Source organism: Xanthomonas sp. WHRI 10207 (genome assembly GCF_040202975.1).
Taxonomy (GTDB): Bacteria; Pseudomonadota; Gammaproteobacteria; order Xanthomonadales; family Xanthomonadaceae; genus Xanthomonas.
In genome coordinates this window covers 354,498-372,377 of the sequence record NZ_JBEGDX010000002.1, presented here as the reverse complement: position 1 = coordinate 372,377, position 17,880 = coordinate 354,498, and the positions used below count along the sequence as shown (strand labels likewise).

At 64.7% G+C, this 17,880-nt stretch carries 16 protein-coding genes and 1 other RNA gene; 6 read left to right on the top strand and 11 right to left on the bottom strand.

Annotated elements, in window-relative coordinates:
• Window positions 1–426, top strand: coding sequence for an OsmC family protein (locus ABQU90_RS07210; RefSeq protein WP_323518527.1), 426 nt, complete (start codon window positions 1–3; stop codon window positions 424–426).
• Window positions 427–569: 143 nt separating this feature from the next.
• Here ABQU90_RS07210 and ABQU90_RS07205 read toward each other — a convergent pair whose 3' ends face one another.
• The 3 genes from ABQU90_RS07205 to nfi all read right to left on the bottom strand — a co-directional run bounded on the left by ABQU90_RS07205 (window position 570) and on the right by nfi (window position 3,164).
• Window positions 570–1,031 (bottom strand): hypothetical protein, encoded by a 462-nt coding sequence (locus ABQU90_RS07205; RefSeq protein WP_323521273.1) that lies wholly within the window; start codon window positions 1,029–1,031, stop codon window positions 570–572.
• Window positions 1,032–1,281: 250 nt separating this feature from the next.
• Window positions 1,282–2,172, bottom strand: coding sequence for a pirin family protein (locus ABQU90_RS07200; protein ID WP_323518526.1), 891 nt, complete (start codon window positions 2,170–2,172; stop codon window positions 1,282–1,284).
• A gap of 152 nt (window positions 2,173–2,324) precedes the next feature.
• Complete coding sequence (gene nfi / locus ABQU90_RS07195) at window positions 2,325–3,164, bottom strand: deoxyribonuclease V (protein WP_323521272.1); 840 nt, start codon at window positions 3,162–3,164, stop codon at window positions 2,325–2,327.
• On the opposite strand from nfi, the gene gpmA reads away from it, so the two are divergent.
• From gpmA to ABQU90_RS07170, 5 genes are all read left to right on the top strand, one after another.
• Window positions 3,135–3,884 (top strand): 2,3-diphosphoglycerate-dependent phosphoglycerate mutase, encoded by a 750-nt coding sequence (gene gpmA, locus ABQU90_RS07190; protein ID WP_055849782.1) that lies wholly within the window; start codon window positions 3,135–3,137, stop codon window positions 3,882–3,884. The genes nfi and gpmA overlap by 30 nt on opposite strands.
• 141 nt (window positions 3,885–4,025) lie before the next feature.
• Window positions 4,026–4,343, top strand: a complete 318-nt coding sequence (locus tag ABQU90_RS07185; protein ID WP_055849784.1) for a hypothetical protein — start codon at window positions 4,026–4,028, stop codon at window positions 4,341–4,343.
• A 269-nt stretch (window positions 4,344–4,612) separates the two neighbouring features.
• Entirely contained in the window at window positions 4,613–6,715 is a 2,103-nt protein-coding gene (locus ABQU90_RS07180; protein WP_323521271.1) for a M13 family metallopeptidase, read from the top strand.
• A 304-nt stretch (window positions 6,716–7,019) separates the two neighbouring features.
• Complete coding sequence (locus ABQU90_RS07175) at window positions 7,020–8,582, top strand: phospholipase D family protein (protein ID WP_323521270.1); 1,563 nt, start codon at window positions 7,020–7,022, stop codon at window positions 8,580–8,582.
• Window positions 8,583–8,694: 112 nt separating this feature from the next.
• Window positions 8,695–8,770, top strand: a non-coding RNA gene (locus ABQU90_RS07170) — sX9 sRNA.
• 4 nt (window positions 8,771–8,774) lie between these two features.
• On the opposite strand, the gene ABQU90_RS07165 is transcribed toward ABQU90_RS07170, so the two are convergent.
• From ABQU90_RS07165 to ABQU90_RS07130, 8 genes are all read right to left on the bottom strand, one after another.
• On the bottom strand, window positions 8,775–9,095 hold the full coding sequence (locus ABQU90_RS07165) for a hypothetical protein (protein WP_323521269.1): 321 nt from the start codon (window positions 9,093–9,095) through the stop codon (window positions 8,775–8,777).
• 286 nt (window positions 9,096–9,381) lie between these two features.
• Window positions 9,382–10,509 (bottom strand): protein-glutamate methylesterase/protein-glutamine glutaminase, encoded by a 1,128-nt coding sequence (locus ABQU90_RS07160; RefSeq protein ID WP_055849789.1) that lies wholly within the window; start codon window positions 10,507–10,509, stop codon window positions 9,382–9,384.
• Window positions 10,506–11,312, bottom strand: coding sequence for a CheR family methyltransferase (locus ABQU90_RS07155; RefSeq protein WP_323521268.1), 807 nt, complete (start codon window positions 11,310–11,312; stop codon window positions 10,506–10,508). The genes ABQU90_RS07160 and ABQU90_RS07155 overlap by 4 nt, the downstream gene beginning before the upstream one ends.
• 4 nt (window positions 11,313–11,316) lie before the next feature.
• A complete protein-coding gene (locus ABQU90_RS07150; protein WP_323521267.1) occupies window positions 11,317–12,600 on the bottom strand; it encodes an EAL domain-containing response regulator in 1,284 nt (427 codons plus the stop codon).
• Between the two features lie 25 nt (window positions 12,601–12,625).
• A complete protein-coding gene (locus tag ABQU90_RS07145; protein WP_323521266.1) occupies window positions 12,626–13,141 on the bottom strand; it encodes a chemotaxis protein CheW in 516 nt (171 codons plus the stop codon).
• A gap of 10 nt (window positions 13,142–13,151) precedes the next feature.
• A complete protein-coding gene (locus tag ABQU90_RS07140; RefSeq protein ID WP_115528507.1) occupies window positions 13,152–15,305 on the bottom strand; it encodes a methyl-accepting chemotaxis protein in 2,154 nt (717 codons plus the stop codon).
• A gap of 66 nt (window positions 15,306–15,371) precedes the next feature.
• Window positions 15,372–17,390 carry a chemotaxis protein CheA gene (locus tag ABQU90_RS07135; RefSeq protein ID WP_323521265.1) on the bottom strand — a complete coding sequence of 673 codons (2,019 nt, stop codon included), beginning with the start codon at window positions 17,388–17,390 and terminating at the stop codon, window positions 15,372–15,374.
• Between the two features lie 18 nt (window positions 17,391–17,408).
• Window positions 17,409–17,738, bottom strand: coding sequence for an STAS domain-containing protein (locus tag ABQU90_RS07130; protein WP_115513439.1), 330 nt, complete (start codon window positions 17,736–17,738; stop codon window positions 17,409–17,411).
• Window positions 17,739–17,880 lie beyond the last annotated feature (142 nt).

The window sequence follows — 17,880 nt, the reverse complement described above, 5'->3', positions numbered from 1 at the left end:
ATGAGTGACCGCCCCGTCCATGTCAGTACCGAAGCGGTGCCGTACACCGTCACCATCCACGATGGGCAGCACCGTTGGGTCGGCGATACCCAGCCGGCAAACGGCGGTGCCGATGCCGGGCCGGATCCGGAGTCGCAAGTGCTCGGGGCGTTGGGTGCGTGCACCGCCATCACGGTGTCGATGGTGGCGGCACGCAAACAGTGGCCGTTGACGGCGGTGCACGTGCATCTGCATTACACCCAACGTGGTGCAGCAGGCACCGACATCAGCCGTGAGATCGTGCTCGAAGGCGCACTGGATGACGCGCAACGCGCGCGCTTGATGGAAGTGGCCGATAAATGCCCGATCCATCGGCTCTTGACTGGCGAGGTGCGTATTTCCAGTCGCTTGCAGGCGGCGGAAGCTGCCGGCAACCCCGCGGCCTGAGTGTGTCGAGCGTCACCGCATCTCGTCTGGATGCGGTGACTCGCGGCCATTAGTCAGGCCATCAGCACGGCAGGCGCTAAACTGCCGCGCAGCTACTGCGCGATGCACGCGCGGCATCACGCCACGCAGCGACCCGCGTTGCCTCAGCGCTGCAACGCAAGACTGGCCGGCTGCAGGTCCATCGCCTGCACCAGCGATTGCATCGAGGCGAGTTCTTCGCTGCTGGCGCCGTCGATCCAGAGTTGCGCGTAGCGCTTCTTGCCCAGCTCCACCACGGTGACGCGGCGCGATTCCATGCCCGGAATCTCGCGGCCGCCCAGATCGAGCTTGTACCAGTAGAAGTCTTCCTGCTGGAGCTGGCCTTTTTCGGCACGGCGGTCGCGGGCCAGGGTCATTGCGGGGTCGCGGGTGGTGAGCATCACGCCAACCACCTGGCGGCCGTCGGCGGTGACCGCCTTGCAGACCAAATAGTCGGCACCGGCCAGCTCGTTCCACTGCAGTCCCGACGCGGGCGGCAAGGGCGGGCAGACCGGCGAGGTTTGGGCGTGGGCGGTTGCAGCGGCCAACAGCAATGACAGGCCGAACAGGCAGGATGCGAACTTCATTCAAGTGTTCCCCGGCGATGGATGACAATGCGGGGCGACGTCGTCTTTTCGTGCCGCTGCACCGTCTCAAGCTCCCCGCTCGAGCGTGCCGTCCACGCGACGTGCTCCGACTACGGAGATATCACTATCACAGTTTTGTGGGCGTTCTCAAGATGGGTCGCATCCCTGGCTGGCATCGCTTGTGTAGCGGGGCACCTCCGATGCGAGACCTGGTGCGGTTGTGTTCGCCACGCCGAATCCGCGCATGGTTTCAGGGGTAATTGACCGGGTTGGGTGCCGGCGTTTCGGGCAGCGGAATGAATTCCTTGTCGTCGCCGGGAATGCTGCCGAAGCGCCCGGCCTGCCAGTCGTCCTTGGCCTGTTCGATGCGCTCCTTGGAGCTGGACACGAAGTTCCACCACAGATGACGCGGGCCATCCAGCGGCTCGCCGCCGAGCAGCATGGCCTTGAGCGGGGTCTTGGCGCGCAGGCGCCCACGCGCGCCGGGCGAGGGCACGATCAGGTGGCGCGCCGGTACGTCGGCACCATCCAGCTGCGCCTCGCCTTCCAGGATGTACAACGCGCGTTCGGCGTGGCCGGTGTCCAGGTCGATTTCGGCATCCGGGGCCAGATCCAGCGCCACATTGAGGGTGCCGCTGAACACCTGCACCGGCGATTCTTCGCCATAGGCGCGGCCGGCGATCACTCGTAGCCACACGCCATCGCGGCGCTGCTGCGGCAGGCTGGCGGCGGCATGGTGGTGGAAGGCCGGTGCAGTTTCTTCGGCCGAGCGCGGCAGAGCGATCCAGGTCTGCATGCCATGCAGCGCGTGTTCGCGCGCGCGCTCGGGGCCGGGCGTGCGTTCGGAGTGGGCGATACCGCGGCCGGCGGTCATCCAGTTGACGTCGCCGGGGCGGATCACCTGATCCGAGCCGAGCGTGTCGCGGTGGCCGATCTCGCCCGCCCACAGGAAGGTCACGGTGGCCAGGCCGATATGCGGATGCGGGCGCACGTCGATGCCATGGTCCGGCTCCAGCACCGCCGGGCCCATATGGTCGACGAACACGAACGGGCCCACGCTGCGCGCCTGCAAGGTAGGCACGGCGCGACGCACTTGCAGCCCGCCGATGTCGTGGACGCGTGGGGCGATCAGAGTGGTCATGGCGGTGGCTCGTGACGAATGGGAGCCAAAGCTTCGCATGCACGCGACGGCGTCGCAGTGCCGTCGATCAAGACGGAATGTTCTGCATGCGCCGCCGCGATAGTGCAGCGGTGGCGAGGTCGACCGCACGGTGCTGACGCGCTGGATCGTTGTTACAGCAGGCTCGCCTGTACAGGCAGATCGATCTCGCCACGCCGCGATGCCAGCCGATCGGCCAGACGCGTGGGTTCGGGCAGGCGATAGCCGCGCAGCGTGCGCAGGGTCCAGTCGAGCGCGCCCTGCATCGAGACGCGATGCCCGGGCGAGACGATCAACGGATTGCAGCGTGGCTTGCTGCGCAATGCCCAGCCGATCTGCAGGCCGCCGAGCAGGATGCGGCTATGTTCGCCGCGCTCCGGGCCGGGGTCGACAGAGCTGCCGGCCAGCCGCTGCTTGGCCACGCCGATGCTCGGCAAGCCGGTCACCACGCCGAAGTGCGCGGCAATGCCGAGCTTGCGCGGATGCGCGATGCCCTGGCCATCGACGAACACCAGATCCGGCATGCGCGACAGCAGTGCCAGCGCCTGCAGCAATGCCGGCAATTCGCGGAAGCTGAGCAGGCCAGGCACATACGGCATCGAGGTGGGCACGCGCGCTACATGCGTTTCCAACGGAAGCAGAGTCTGCGCATCCAGCAGCACGGCGGCGGCACGCGTGGTCTGCCCGTCGTCTTCAAAGCCGACGTCAAAGCCGGCCAGCAGCTGCGGTGTTGCGACGACCTCGTCCTGCAACACCACGCGGTGTGCCAGTTGCTGCTGCAACTGTCGCGCCTGTGCGGCGCTGCCGTCCCAATCGGCGAATACGGGAGCGATGTTCGACATGGCCGCAGCATCGCGCGCCGCACGTAGGCGGGTCGTGCACGCCAGCGATGCGCTGGCTGCCGCTACAATCGCAGGTTGATCGGCCCCAATCGGAGAACCGTAGTGACCCGCAAACTCGTACTGCTGCGCCATGGCCAGAGCCAATGGAACCTGGACAACCGTTTCACCGGCTGGGTGGATGTGGAACTCACCGAGCAGGGCCGCCAGGAAGCCACGACGGCCGGCAAGCTGATGAAGGACGAAGGGCTGCAGTTCGATGTCGCCCACACCTCGGTGCTCAAGCGCGCCATCCACACGCTGCAGGGCGCGTTGAAGGAGCTCGATCAGGACTGGCTGCCGGTGTCCAAGAGCTGGCGCCTCAACGAGCGCCATTACGGCGGCCTGCAGGGGCTGGACAAGGCCGAAACCGCGGCCAAGCACGGCGAAGAGCAGGTCAAGATCTGGCGCCGCTCGTATGACATCCCGCCGCCGGCGATGGACGTCAACGATCCGGGGCACCCGTGCCACGACCGTCGCTATGCCACGCTGGATCGCAATGCATTGCCGGGTACCGAGTCGCTGGCGACCACGCTGGTGCGCGTGTTGCCGTACTGGCACGACGCGATCGCGCCGCAGTTGAAGGCCGGGCAGACCGTGCTGGTGACCGCGCACGGCAACTCGCTGCGCGCGCTGTACAAATACCTCAACGCTGTCTCCAACGAGCAGATCCTGGAGCTCAACATCCCCACCGGCATTCCGTTGCTGTTCGAGCTGGACGACGAGCTGCAGGTGCAGAGTTTCCGTTACCTGGGCGACCCGGAAGCAGCCAAGCGCGCTGCCGAAGCGGTGGCCAATCAGGGCAAGGCGAAGTAGGCCTGTCGCTAATGCCGCGCGTGCATGCATGCGCGGCGTGGAGTGTCCACAGCGCGGCTAGCGCGCTGCGGTGATTCGATCCGGTACGCCGGGTGCTGCGTGGATCAGCGCCCGGCGTATCACGTATGCAGGGACGACAGGATGTCCGCCAGACGTAAGCACCAGCAAATGAGCGCCACTTACTGCCGCGCCTATCTGGTCACGGTGGGGATATTGCTGGCAGGCGCCAGCGCTGCATTCGGGACGTTGGCCGCTGGTAGCGTCTCCAGCAACGCCTTGCTGGTGGCGCTGCTGATCTGTGTGATTGGTGTGGTGTTGCTGGCGTTCGGGTTGTTCGGGCCATCGCCGCAGATGGAGGCGTGGGCCGATGCGGCATCCGGGCATGAGGTAGCGCTCGTACTCATGCTGTTGGCGTATCCGGTGTACCTGTTGATGGCGCCGTTCTACGCGCGGCGTTGACTGCATGCGATGGTGCTTGGTGCTCGAAGCAGCGTGTTGCGGCGTCGGTGACGGACGCGCACGCAGTGTGTGGTTGCAATGACTTTCGATAAAGCGCGGCAGCGGACGTTAGGGCGTTGCGGTGCCGCTGCAGTGATCTGGTGCGGCCGGTTACGGAGTCACTGACGATGATGCGAGCGCTGTTTGATGCGCCGCCTTTCGCCAGCGATTCCTGGCGGGCTGCCGACTTTTTTCGACCGCGCATGCGCGGTCATGCCTTGGAGAATTGAATGAAGTTGAGCAAGTTCGCACCGCTGTCGCTTGCGGTGACCATTGCGGTCACGCTGTCGGCCTGTGGTGCCTCCGAGGACACCGCCAAGGCAGCGCCCGAGACCAACCGGACCGCGCCGGCGCGTGTGGATGTCTCCAAACTCGACGCGCCGATCGTGGCGTTCGGCATCAACGATCTGGATCCGGCTATCAACGCATGCCAGGACCTCAACGGGTTCGTTAACGCGAAGTGGCTCAAGGCTAATCCGGTGCCGTCCGATCGCAGCAGCTGGGGCAGCTTCGAAGTGCTCGCCGAGCGATCGTTGACCATCCAGCACGCGCTGGTGGAGCAGTTGGCGCGCGGCAATCTGTCGGCTGGCTCGGTGGATGCCAAGATCGCCGACCTGTGGCGGACCGGCTCGGACGAGGCGGCCATCGATAAGGCCGGCATCACGCCGTTGCAGCCGCAATTGAAGGCTATCGATGCGTTGACCGATGCGCCTGCCATCGCGGCGTGGCTGCGCGACAGCTACGCGCAGGGCCAGGGCTTCATGTTCTCGTTCGGTGCCAATGCCGACTACAAGAATTCCGAACAGATGATCGCTTATGCAGGCCAGGGAGGTCTGGGCCTGCCCGAGAAGGGCTATTACACCGATCCGGCGCAGGCCAAGATCCGCGAGCAGTACGTGGCCTACATCGCGCGCGTGCTGGAGTTGTCCGGCATTCCCGCCGCGCAGGCGGCCACGCAGGCCAAGGCGGTGATGGCATTCGAGACCCGGCTGGCCGCTGCATCGCTGTCGCGCATCGAGTTGCGCGACCCGGCCAAGCGCTACAACCCGGTCGACGTGGCTGGCGCCAACGCAGTGACGCCGCACTTCGACTGGCAGGCGTTCTTCAAGGCGCTCAAGGTGCCGGCCGGCACCTTCTCGCTGAGCCAGCCGGGCTACTTCGCCGAGCTCGATGCGATGTTTGCAGACACACCGGTAGAGACCTGGAAGGCGTACCTGCGTTTCCACAGCATCGACGAGGCGGCGCCGTATCTGGCCAAGCCGTTCGAGCAGGCCAACTTCGATTTCTATTCGAAAACGCTGCGTGGCCAGCAGGACATGCTGCCGCGCTGGAAGCGCACCTTGAATGCGGTCAACGACGCGATGGGCGAGGCGCTGGGCCAGCTGTATGTGCAGTCCGCATTCCCCGCCGAATCGAAGGAGCAGATGCAGCAGCTGGTGCAAAACCTGTCGGCCGCCTTGAAGGCACGGCTGGAAAAGCTCGACTGGATGAGCGCGGACACCAAGCAACGCGCGCTGGAAAAATGGGCCAGCTTCACGCCCAAGATCGGCTATCCGGATCAATGGCGCGACTGGTCGGGCCTGGAGACCCGCGGCGATGGATTCCTGGCCAACATGCAGGCTGCGCAGGCATTCAACTATCGCTACATGCTGGACAAGATCGGCAAGCCGGTCGACAAGCGCGAGTGGCATATGACTCCGCAGACGGTCAACGCGTACTACAACGCCACCCGCAACGAGATCGTGTTCCCGGCGGCGATCCTGCAGCCGCCATTCTTCGATCCCAAGGCCGACCCGGCGCTCAATTACGGCGGCATCGGCGCGGTGATCGGCCACGAGATGATGCACGGCTACGACGACTCCGGTAGCCAGTTCGATGCCAAAGGCAACTTCGACACCTGGTGGACCGACGCGGACCGCAAGCTGTTTACCCAGCGCACCGATCAGTTGGTGGCGCAGTTCGATGGCTATGAAGCGATTCCCGGTGAGCACGTCAAAGGCAAGCTGACGCTTGGTGAAAACATCGGCGACCTGGGCGGCCTGACCGTCGCCTACGATGCCTTGCAGATGGCGCTGAAGGCGCAGCCGGAAGCCAACAAGGACGTCGATGGCCATACCCAGGATCAGCGCTTTTTCATGAACTGGGCAACGGTGTGGCGTCGCAACTTCACCGATGGCGAACTGCGTGTGCGCTTGAACACCGACCCGCATGCGCCGGCGAATTTCCGTGCCAATGGCGCGCCGTCGAACATGCCGGCGTTTGCGCAGGCGTTCAAGTGCAGGCCCGGCGATGCGATGGTGCGTGCGGACAAGGATCGCGTGGCGATCTGGTAAGCGCAGGTGTTTGAACGATTGCGCCCGCCTGTGTGGGCGCAAGCGTTTCCTGATCGCGGCAGTGGTCAAGCGGCCGCTTGTTTGCCGTGCCGACATCAACCGTCAAGGTGGGCCACAGAATATGTCGGCGGAATCGGTGCTTGCTAGTCGGCGCAGAGGTGGCCTGGCAGCAGTCGCAGCGATGGCCCCCAACGCAAAACCGCTTGTTTTGCAGGGTTGTTGAGTTCGCTTGCGTGGCAGCCTCTGCACACGCAGCTCGCTGTGCAGCATCTACACTGCCGCGCTGGCAATCCCGGGCCCGGCAGTGACCAAGCGTAACGTCTTCAAATGGACCGGCATCGGCATGCTGGTGTTTGTACTGGCCAGCGCGCTGTCGTTGTATGGCTACGGCCGTTTTGCCGATCGCCAACGCGGCCCGGTGAGTCACGCGTTACCGGCGACTGCCGTGGCGACACCGATCGACCGGGTGGTTGCGCCATTGCAGCAGGCGCATGCCAAACAGACCGGCATGGTGATCCTGTCCGACAATATCGATGCGTTTGCGGTGCGTGCGCTCACCGCGCGTGCGGCCGGGCGCAGCCTGGACCTGCAGTACTACATCTGGCATGCCGATTTCACCGGCAACCTGTTGCACAACGAGTTGCTGCGCGCGGCCGACCGCGGTGTGCGCGTGCGGTTGCTGCTGGACGACATGAATATCCACGGCAGCGATTCGGTATTGGCGGCGCTCGACAGCCACCCGATGATCGAGATCCGCCTGTTCAATCCCACCCGCGCGCGCGAAGGCACGCTGATGCGCGGCGTAGAGATGGTGCTGCGCATGTTCAGCATCAACCGACGCATGCACAACAAGGCCTGGATTGCCGATGGACGCATTGCGGTGGTGGGTGGGCGCAATGTGGGCGACGAATATTTCGATGCCGCGCGCGATACCAATTTCATGGACATGGACGCGGCCGTGATGGGGCCGACGGTGCAGCAGGCCGAACGTAACTTCGATGCCTATTGGAACAGCCCGAACGCCTTGCCGCTGGCCGCGCTGGTGAACGCAACGCCACAGGCGCTGGAAGCGCTGCGCGGCAGCCTGGATGCCGGCATGGCCTCGGCACGCGCGCATCCGTATGTGGAGCGCCTGCGCCGGTCGCCCAGCGTGCAGGCCTTGATGCAGGGCGACCGCCCGGTGCATTGGCTCGCCCATGCGCGCATCGTGTCCGATCCTCCGGAAAAAGCCGATGGCGCCCAGCCGCAAGCGGACTGGATGACGCCGATATTGATCGGTGAGATGGCGCATGCGCAGCGCGAGTTGAAGGTGATCTCGCCGTACTTCGTGCCGGGCGATGAGGGCATGCGTTGGATCGGCGATCTGCGTCGGCACCAGGTACGCGTGAACATCCTGACCAATTCGCTGGCGGCAAACGATGTGGTGGCCGTGCACAGCGGCTATGCCGATTACCGCGTACCGCTGCTGCAGCAGGGCGTGCGCCTGCATGAGCTCAAGCCGATGGGCAAGCCGGACGGGAGTCTGTTCGGGTCCAGCGGCGCCAGCCTGCACACCAAGGCGTTTGTAGTGGACGACACCAGCGGTTTCATCGGCTCGTTCAACCTCGACCCGCGCTCGATGAATCTCAATACCGAGATGGGCTTGCTGTTCGAAGATCGCACCGTCACCGCCGAGCTCGAGCGCCTGTACAACCACAAGGTCAGTGCGCCGGTGAGTTACCGGGTCACCCTGGAGCAGGGCGCGCTGCGCTGGCACGACGATGCCGCGCAGCCGCCGCGCATCTGGACACGCGAGCCGGAGGCCAGTGTCTGGCGCCGGAGTGCGGCGAAGATGCTTGGGTGGCTGCCATTGGATTCGCAGCTGTAAGACTTGCCGGCGCATGCGCGAGTAGCGCATGTCGAACGCTTACGGTGATGTGTTGCGGCTGACAAACGATTCCGCTCACCGCCAGACAGGCGCGTCCGGCGCTCGCTGCGGCATGTACCACGCGTACATGCAGGTCATGAGCGCGCTTTCCACACGCAGCTGACGATGGCTCGCTACGTGGTGTTGCCGCTGTTAGTGCAGGCGGTGACGGAGAGCGTTGTATTCCACACTCGCCTGCGCATCGCCAGCGGCGCGATGCGCATCGGGCGGCGCGAGCAAGGCTGCACGCGCCTGTGCCCAGTCGGGGCGAAGCTCTGCTTGTGGGCAGTGCATGGCCGGCACTTGTTGCAGATGTGGCTGGTCGCAGCGCGCGTCGTCGATGCCATAGGCAGCGGGTGCTACCAATCCAGCACAGCGGATGTTGGCGCCTGCTTCGATCACGGGGTCGACAATGACCGAGTCCACACTGACCGGATCGATAAACAGACCGTCGTTGAGATCGCGCGTCGTCATGTTGCACCTCCGGTCCCGGGACGGCGATACCGCTGCCTCGGGTGACCCGCGCAATGCTGGGTCTTCAATCAGGTTAGCGGCAGCGACGGCGGATCTTTAGGTTGCCCTGCATGCCAATACAGCGGCGGTGTGGCCTGTGGTTGGAAGACACGGCCTGCGTGGCGGGCGCCGGGATACCGCGCTTGCCGCAGTCTCCGTGCGCTGTGGGGTGGCGCTTGCGCACGTTCGTCTGCCACGTCGATGCCCGCGGGCTGCCGGCGGTGCCGGTACTCTTGCGGGGTCGCGCCTACTGTAGCTGCGTCACGATCTCCCGCGCCATCGCGCCCAGCGGCAGGATGCGGTCCGCACCGCCGCGCTTGATCGCTTCCTTGGGCATGCCGAACACGATGCTGGTGTGTTCGTCCTGCGCCACCGTGCGCGCGCCGGCCTGGCGCATTTCCAGCAAGCCGGCGGCGCCGTCGTCACCCATGCCGGTCATGATGATGCCGAGCGCATTGCTGCCGGCCGCACGCGCGGCGGAGCGGAACAGCACATCCACCGACGGGCGGTGCCGGTTGACTGGCGGGCCTTCCAGTACTTCGACGAAATATTGCGCGCCACTGCGGCGCAATAGCAGATGTTTGCCGCCCGGTGCGATCAACGCGCGCCCCGGCATCACGCGATCGTTGTTGGCGGCCTCTTTCACTGCGATCTGGCACAGACCGTTGAGGCGTGCGGCGAAGGCGGCGGTGAATTTCTCCGGCATGTGCTGCACGATCACGATGCCCGGGCACACGCGCGGCAGGGCCGTGAGCACTTCTTCCAGCGCCTGGGTGCCGCCGGTGGAGGTGCCGATGGCGACGATGCGCTCGGTGGTTTGCGATAGCGCGCGCCCGCTTTGCGCCGGCAGGATCACGTCGGCGGTGTGTTTGACCTCTGCTTCCAGCGGGACGGCAGTGACGCGTGCGGCCAGGCGCTTGACGTTGGCGCGTGCGGCGCTGCGCACGGTGGCGACCAGCTCGTCGGCCGAATCGGTGAGGAATTGCTTCAAGCCCAGGCGCGGTTTGGTCACCACCGCCACCGCGCCGGCGGCCAGCGCATCCATGGTCACGCGCGCGCCTTTTTCGGTGAGCGTGGAGCAGATCACCACCGGAGTGGGGCGCTCGCTCATGATCTTGCGCAGGAAGGTGATGCCGTCCATGCGTGGCATTTCCACGTCCAGCACGATCACGTCGGGCCATTGCTGGCGCATCTTTTCGATGGCCAGCAACGGGTCTGCGGCAGTGGCGATCACCTCGATGCCGGGGGCGTCGTTGAGCACGCCCACCAGGACCTGGCGCACCACCGCCGAATCGTCGACCACCATGGCCTTGATGGTGTTGGGATTGGTGACGGGGCGATTGAACGCTGTGGACACGGTGGATCCTTGGTTCATGCCTTGCGGAAAATCGAAGGTGCCACCTGGACCAGATCGATGTCCAGTTCGCTCAGGCTTTCGGAATGCCCAATGCAGAAATGCCCGCCCGATTTGAGGGTGGCAAGTACGCGCAAGATGACTTCGCGCTTGGTTTGCCCATTGAAATAGATCATGACATTGCGCAGGAAGATCGCATCGAAGCTCCCCAATGCCGGCAGTGCAGTGTTGAGGTTGGCATGCACGAACTGCACGCGGTCGCGCAGGCGGCGTTCTACCAGCAGGGTGCCGGCATACTCGCCCTGGCCGCGCAGGCAGTAGCGCTTGAGATACGACTGCGGAATGCCGTCGATGCGTTGCAATGCGTAATGCCCGGTGCGCGCCTTGGCCAGCACGCGCGTGCTGATGTCGGTGCCGACCACTTCGAACGGGCGGCCTTGCAGCGTATCGTCCAGCACCATCGCCATGCTGTAGGCCTCTTCGCCGCTTGAGCTGGCCGCGCTCCAGCAGCGGAACGGCAGCCCGCCGCGATGCTCGCCGGCCAGTTTGTGCAGCAGATCGAAGTGCTTGGGCTCGCGGAAGAAATAGGTTTCGTTGGTGGTCAGCAGATCGATCGCGGTCTGGATTTCCTCGCGGTCCTGGCGGCTTTCCAGCAACTGCAGATACTGCGTGTAGTTACTGAACTGATGTTCGCGCAGACGCTTGCCCAGGCGGCCGCACAACATGGCTTTTTTGCCCGACGAGATGCTGATGCCGGCGGCTTCGAAGATGAAACGCTGGAAGCGCCCGAACTCTTGTTCGGTGATGGCGGTGGCGGTATTCATCGGCTCAGGCCACATCCGCATCGCTGGGGAGCATGTTGTCGCTCAATCGGGCGATGCGCACGGCATGTTCGCGCCACCAGTCCGACAGCATCGGCCCAGGCATCGGCGACCCCATCAGATAGCCTTGCGCCAGGTCGCAGCCCAGCTCGCGCAGCAGGCGCCAGTCGTCCGGCGTTTCCACGCCTTCGGCCACGGCGGTCAGGTCCAGGCGGTGGGCCAGTTCCAGCGTGGATTCGAGCACGGTGCGCTGGCTGCGGCTACGATGCGCGGCCTGCACAAAGCTGCGGTCCAGTTTGAGTTCGGTGAACGGGATGCTGGCCAGACGTTGCAGCGACGAGAAGCCGGTGCCGTAATCGTCGATGGACAACCCGAAGCCATGCAGGCGCAGACGCGCGAGCATGCTCAACGCATTGGCCGGTTCCACGATGGCGCTTTCGGTGAGTTCCAGCACCAGGTCCGCCGGACGCAAGCCGTTGTCGCTCAGCTTGGCGCACAGTTGTTCGAGAAAATCCTTTTCGCCGAGAAGCCGGGGCGACAGGTTCAATGCCAGGGTCAACTGAAAGCCTTCGCTGCGCCAATCCACCAGCTGCGCAATCGCCTTGTCGATCACCTGTTGGGTCAGGGCGTGGATCAAGCCTTCGCGCTCTGCCAGTGGAATGAAGCGGTCCGGCCCAATCATGTCGCCTTGCGGGCGACGCCAGCGCGCCAGTGCTTCGACCCCGCGCAAGCGGCCGTCTTTCAGATCGAGTTTGGGTTGATACGCCACGCGGATTTCGCCGCGCCGCATCGCGCGATCCAGCCGCGAGGCCGCCGCGCCGCCGCTGGACATCAACGGCGAAACTGCCGCTTGCACGAAGGTCGGCACACTGGCGCTGGATTCGGGTTCGCATTCCAGCACGGTGGCCAGGTCCTGCAGGTTCATCGGTTTTTCGATGCCGCCCAACACACGCACGCCGGCGCTACGGCTGAGCTGCATCACCGCATCGATCAGGGCACCGCCGCGTTGCGATACCACCACCACCGGCACGTTGTGCTGGCCGCGCGCCAGCGCATCGAGCAGTTGCACACCGTCCATGCCCGGCATTTCCAGGTCGATCAACAACAGCGAGGGCGCGTTGGCGTGGACTAGCCAGGCCAACGCAGCGTGGCCATCGACGGCACCATCGACCGTGCTGGCGCCGAGCTGGCGGCACAAGGCCATGGCGTGTTCGCGTTGCACCACGCTGTCGTCGACCACCAGCACCGGGCCGGTGAGCGTGCAGTTGCAGGAGAGAAGGGCGGGGCGCATGGGAATCCTTGCGTGCATGCGGAAGTCAGGCCGCCAGCGGGGCGGCGGGGAGCTGGGCGAGCGCATCGCGGCCCAGCACGGCATCGGCATCGAGCAGGATCACGAAACGCTCACCGATCTTGCCCATGGCCTGGATGAAATCGCGTGCGATGCCGGCACCGAAACTGGGCGGCTCGACGATATCGCCCGGTGCGATCTCCAACACTTCGCTGACCGCATCCACCAGCAACCCGAGCACCAGATGCGCATCGCCCTGCGCAATCTCCACGATCACGATGCAGCTGCGTTTGGTGATCGCACTGGCGTCGCGGCCGAAGCGCTGCTGCAGATCCACCACCGGCACGACTGCGCCGCGCAGATTGATCACCCCGCGCAGCGCCGGCGGCATCATCGGTACGTCGGTGGGCGTGCGGTATTCGATGATCTCCTTGATCCCGAGGATGCCCAGGCCGAACATGTCCCCGCCCAATAAAAAGGTCAGGTATTGCTGCGGTGCCGTCGGCGACGGTGCGGTGCTGCTGGCGGTGTTGTGCGCTTGCATGGTGTACACCTCAGAAGCTGGCGAACTGCGACTCGTCGATGGCATCGGCAGTTGCCGCCACCATGCCGATCTGACGCACGTTGGTCCGTCGTGCCGGTGCGCTGAGCGCCGTGGAGTGGCTGGCCTGCACCACGCGGCGCGGGCCGCTCTTGCTGCCTGAGCCAGCGCTGCGGCCACCCGTGCCCAGCCGGAAGAAGCCCATCAGCTGCTGCAGCTGCTCGGCCTGCGCGCTCATTTCCTCGGAGGTGGCGGCCAGTTCTTCGGCATTGGCGGCGGCCGACTGTGTGGTCTGATTCAACTGACCCACCGCGGTGTTGATCTGGCTGACGCCGGCGGTCTGTTCTTCGGAGGCTGCAGCGATTTCCTGCACCAAGTCGGAGGTGCGGCGGATCGAGGGCACCATCTCACCCAGCACGCGGCCGGCGCTTTCGGCCAGTTCCACGCTGGAGCCGGCCACTTCGCCGATCTCGTGCGCGGCGATCTGGCTACGCTCAGCCAGCTTGCGCACTTCCGCAGCCACCACCGCAAAGCCCTTGCCATGCTCGCCGGCACGCGCCGCTTCGATGGCCGCGTTGAGCGCGAGCAGATTGGTTTGATAGGCGATGTCGTCGATGATGCCGATCTTCTTGGCGATGTCCTTCATCGCTACCACGGTGGCGCGCACGGTGTCGCCACCGTCGGCCGCTTCGCTGGCGGCCTTGGCGGCCATGCTGTCGGTGACACGGGCGTTTTCGGTGTTCTGCGCGATTGAAGCGGTCATCTGCTCCAGCGAGGCGCTGGTCTCTTCCACACCTGCGGCCTGTTCGCTGGCGGCCTGTGCAAGCGCTTGCGCGGTGGCGCTCACCTGTTCGGACGCGCTGGCCAGATTTTCGGCGTTGCGGTTGACCTCATCGACGATCTCGGTCAAGCGGGTCATGGTGGTGTTGACGTAGCGCTGCATGTCGGCGAATGCGCCTTCGTAGCGACCTTCCACGGTGTGGGTGAGGTCGCCGTCGGCCATCGCGCCCATGACCTGGATGACTTCGGAAATGCTGCGCAGATTGCTGCGTGCGCGCTCCACGGTGTCGTTGATGAAGGCCTTCTTGCCCGGCAGTTGCGCCAGCGGCGCATCGAAGTTGCCGCGGCCGAATTCGGCCACCACTCCCATCGCCAACTTCTTGACCGCGATATGTGCGCCAACCATCTCGTTGATGCCGGTGGCCATGCTGCGGAAATCGCCATCGAAGCGGGTGCTGTCGATGACCACGTCGATATCGCCGGCTTCGTGTTCGGCTGACATGTGGTTGATCTCGGCGATCAGTCCGGTCAGGTTGCCGCGCACCTGATCGATGGTGTCGTTGATGAAGCGCTTCTTGCCCGGCAGCAACGGCAGTTGTGCGGTGAAGTTGCCGCGGCCGAACTCGCCGACGCAGGCGATGGCCTGCTTCTTGACGGCGATGTGGCCAGCCACCATCGCATTGATGCCTTCGGCCATGCGACGGAAGTCGCCGGTGAAGCGCTGCGTGTCGATCACCACGTCGATATCGCCGGCATCGTGTTCCACCGACATGCGGTTGACCTCGGCGACCATGCCGGTGAGGTTGCCGCGGATCTGGTCCACCACCTCGTTGATGAAGGCTTTCTTGCCTGGCAGGCGTTCCAGCTCGGCGGCGAAATTGCCGCGGCCGAATTCGGCCACGCAGGCCATCGCCTGCTTTTTCACCGTGATATGGCTGGCAACCATGCGGTTGATGCCATCGCCCATGGTGCGGAAGTCGCCGTCGAAGCGTGCCACATCGATGCGTGCGTCGATTTCGCCGGCATCGTGTTCGCGCGAGACGCGATTGATCTCGTCGTTGACGTGGCGGATGCCGCTTTGCACTTTACGCAAGCCGCGCAGCACATCGCCGGCATGCTCGTCGCGTGTCTGCGGCAGGGCGACATCGAAGTTGCCACGCGAGAAGGCGTCCAGCGTGGTGGTGGCCAGGTCCAGCGCGCCACTGGCGATGCGGATCGCCCACATCAGCAGTGCACCGCTGATGAGTGCTGCAACGATGCTGGCGCCGAGCAGGGCTGCATGCGACAGCGTCAGCGCAAAGCCGGCGACGATCACGAGGACGGGCAGGGCCACCGCAAGAGCGGCGGTGAACCATAACTGGGTGGCGATCGGAAGACGGTGTGACATGGCGAGAGTTCCTGGGGTCAGGTAACAACGAACGAGGCGGGTTGTAAGGAGCGAAACTGCGAATGCTCAGGCCGCCAGCGCGTCCTGGTTGGGATGCAACTGCTGAATCAGGCTGGGCACATCCAGAATCAGCGCGACATCGCCGCTGCCCAGGATGCTGGAGCCACTGATGCCTTTGACCTGTGCGAACACCTTGGACAACGGCTTGATCACGGTCTGCCATTCGCCCAGCAAGGTGTCCACGACCAGGCCGAAGCGTTGTGCGCCCTGGCGGATCACCACGATGCTTTCGCGTGCCGGCGTTCTGCCGCCGAGGGCGAACAGTTCACGCAGGCGCACATACGGCAGCACGCTGCCGCGCAGGTCGATGTAGTCGCTGGCGTAGTCGGGCGTGAACTCCACGCATTCCTCCACCACATCCAGCGGCACCACGAACACGGATTTGCCCACGCCCACCTGGAAGCCGTTGATGATGGCCAGCGTCAGCGGCAGGCGCACCGAGATGGTGGTGCCCAGCCCGGCAGCGCTGTCGATTTCGACCGTGCCGCGCAGGGCGGTGATGTTGCGTTTGACCACATCCATGCCGACGCCGCGGCCGGACAGGTTGGTGACCTTTTCTGCGGTGGAAAAGCCCGGTTCGAAGATCATCGCGAATACTTCGCGGTCGCTGAGCTGGCGGCCGGGTTCGATCAGGCCGCGCTCGAGCGCCTTGGCCAGGATGCGGTCGCGGTTCAAGCCGCCGCCGTCGTCGGTGATCTGGATGACGATGCTGCCGGAGTCGTGATACGCGTTGAGGCCCACGGTGCCGCGTGCGGGTTTGCCGTGTGCCACGCGCACGTCCGCCGGCTCGATGCCGTGGTCCATCGCGTTGCGCACCAGATGCGTCAGTGGGTCGCCGATCTTTTCCACCACCGACTTGTCCAGTTCGGTGTCTTCGCCTGCCACCACCAGCGCAATGTCCTTGCCCAGCTCGCGCGCCACATCGTGCACCACGCGCTGGAAGCGGCTGAAGGTGCCGCCGATCTTGACCATGCGCAGCTGCAGAGCGCTTTCGCGCACGTCTTCCACCAGGCCGGCCAGAATAGAGACCGATTCCAGCAGTTGCGCATCGCCGGTGCGCTGCGCATTGGCATTGGTGCTGCTGACCGCAATGATGAGTTCGCCGACCAGATCGATCATGCGATCGAGCTTGTCGGCATCCACGCGGATCGAACGCGCATCGTTGTTGCGTCCGCCGGCGTCGGGCGCGGTGCGGGCCGGCGCCGATGCGGCGTTTGCGCCATTTGGCACGTCGGCAAGTACGCTGACCGGCAGCGCGACAACCACCGGCTCGCTGATCAGCAGCGTGGCTGTATCGGCTGGCGCAGGTACTGCGGCGATATCCAGATCGCAATCGTCGCGGACGAATTCGAACACTTCTTCGATCGCGGCGCGGTCGGCATCGCTGCGTAGCAGGATCTGGAAGCCGAGGTAATTGGCTTCCGGGTCGAGGTCTTCGAACTTTGGCAATTGGCTGTAGTCGGTGCCGATCGATTCCACCGAACCCAGGCCGCGCAGATTGCGGATCAGCTTGAGCGGCGAGTTGCCGAAGCGCAGTGCGTCGGCGAAGAGTTTGAGCGAAATACGCCAGTAACCGCTCTGTTTTTCAGGCGTGCTGTACTGGATGGCGGCGGCGGTGACGCCGCAGGCGCTGCTTTGCAGATAGGTCTGCAGCTGCGCCAATAACGGTTCGGCTTCGGCAGCCAGCGCATCCGCATCGGCATGACTGGGGTCGGCGGCAGTCTCCACCAATGCATGGATATGATCGCAACACACCAGCAGCAGCCCGATCAGTTCCGAGCTCAACGTCAGCGCTTCATCGCGCACCAGATCGAGCACGCTTTCCACCACATGGGTGAAGCCGACCAGCTGCGGCAGATCGAATAATCCGCCCGAGCCCTTGATGGTATGCGCGGCACGGAAGATCGCATTGACCGCATCCGGCGACGACTCGCCACGCTCGGCTTCGAGTAGATGCCGTTCCATGTCTTCGAGCAGGTCCCGGCTCTCGGCCAGGAAGGTCTGCATCAGCTGGTTCATGTCCATGCGCGCTTCACCCGTCCGTTAGTGAATCTGTTCGCCGAGGCCGGCAACCGCGTGCGGGTACAGCGCTTCGAGCAGGCCGAGCAGTTCGATCACATCGACCACCGCACGGCTGGAATCGGTCAGCGAAAACGGCCGTCCATCGGCCTGGATCGCCTGCTTGGTGGCCAGCAGCAATTGCAGGCCGGTAGTGTCGATTTCGCTCACTGCCGCCAGATCCAGATGCACTCCACCCGGATGCGCCAACGCCGGCTGCAACAGCGGCTTGAGTTCGGCGGCGCGACGAATCGTCATCTCGCCCTCAAGGGCAAGCGTCAACGGCGCGGGCAGATCGGGAGATGGAGTGTTCATGGGTGCCTCAAGCGATGGCGCACGTTGGGTGCGATGACGCGGGGAGAAGGTCGCGGTGACATGGATCTGCGTGGCGTGCTCTGCACACAGGGTCATGCCGGTCTATGCAGGTATCGGCGCCTAGCTGGAATATTTAGGCCAA

Bases quoted from the DNA above. Each gene is read 5' to 3' on its own strand.
- ABQU90_RS07210 (WP_323518527.1), top strand. From the start codon at position 1: ATGAGTGACCGCCCCGTCCATGTCAGTACCGAAGCGGTGCCGTACACC.
- ABQU90_RS07205 (WP_323521273.1), bottom strand. From the start codon at position 1,031: ATGAAGTTCGCATCCTGCCTGTTCGGCCTGTCATTGCTGTTGGCCGCT.
- ABQU90_RS07200 (WP_323518526.1), bottom strand. From the start codon at position 2,172: ATGACCACTCTGATCGCCCCACGCGTCCACGACATCGGCGGGCTGCAA.
- nfi (WP_323521272.1), bottom strand. From the start codon at position 3,164: ATGGCGCAGCAGTACGAGTTTGCGGGTCACTACGGTTCTCCGATTGGG.
- ABQU90_RS07185 (WP_055849784.1), top strand. From the start codon at position 4,026: ATGTCCGCCAGACGTAAGCACCAGCAAATGAGCGCCACTTACTGCCGC.
- ABQU90_RS07180 (WP_323521271.1), top strand. From the start codon at position 4,613: ATGAAGTTGAGCAAGTTCGCACCGCTGTCGCTTGCGGTGACCATTGCG.
- ABQU90_RS07165 (WP_323521269.1), bottom strand. From the start codon at position 9,095: ATGACGACGCGCGATCTCAACGACGGTCTGTTTATCGATCCGGTCAGT.
- ABQU90_RS07160 (WP_055849789.1), bottom strand. From the start codon at position 10,509: ATGAACCAAGGATCCACCGTGTCCACAGCGTTCAATCGCCCCGTCACC.
- ABQU90_RS07155 (WP_323521268.1), bottom strand. From the start codon at position 11,312: ATGAATACCGCCACCGCCATCACCGAACAAGAGTTCGGGCGCTTCCAG.
- ABQU90_RS07150 (WP_323521267.1), bottom strand. From the start codon at position 12,600: ATGCGCCCCGCCCTTCTCTCCTGCAACTGCACGCTCACCGGCCCGGTG.
- ABQU90_RS07145 (WP_323521266.1), bottom strand. From the start codon at position 13,141: ATGCAAGCGCACAACACCGCCAGCAGCACCGCACCGTCGCCGACGGCA.
- ABQU90_RS07140 (WP_115528507.1), bottom strand. From the start codon at position 15,305: ATGTCACACCGTCTTCCGATCGCCACCCAGTTATGGTTCACCGCCGCT.
- ABQU90_RS07135 (WP_323521265.1), bottom strand. From the start codon at position 17,390: ATGGACATGAACCAGCTGATGCAGACCTTCCTGGCCGAGAGCCGGGAC.
- ABQU90_RS07130 (WP_115513439.1), bottom strand. From the start codon at position 17,738: ATGAACACTCCATCTCCCGATCTGCCCGCGCCGTTGACGCTTGCCCTT.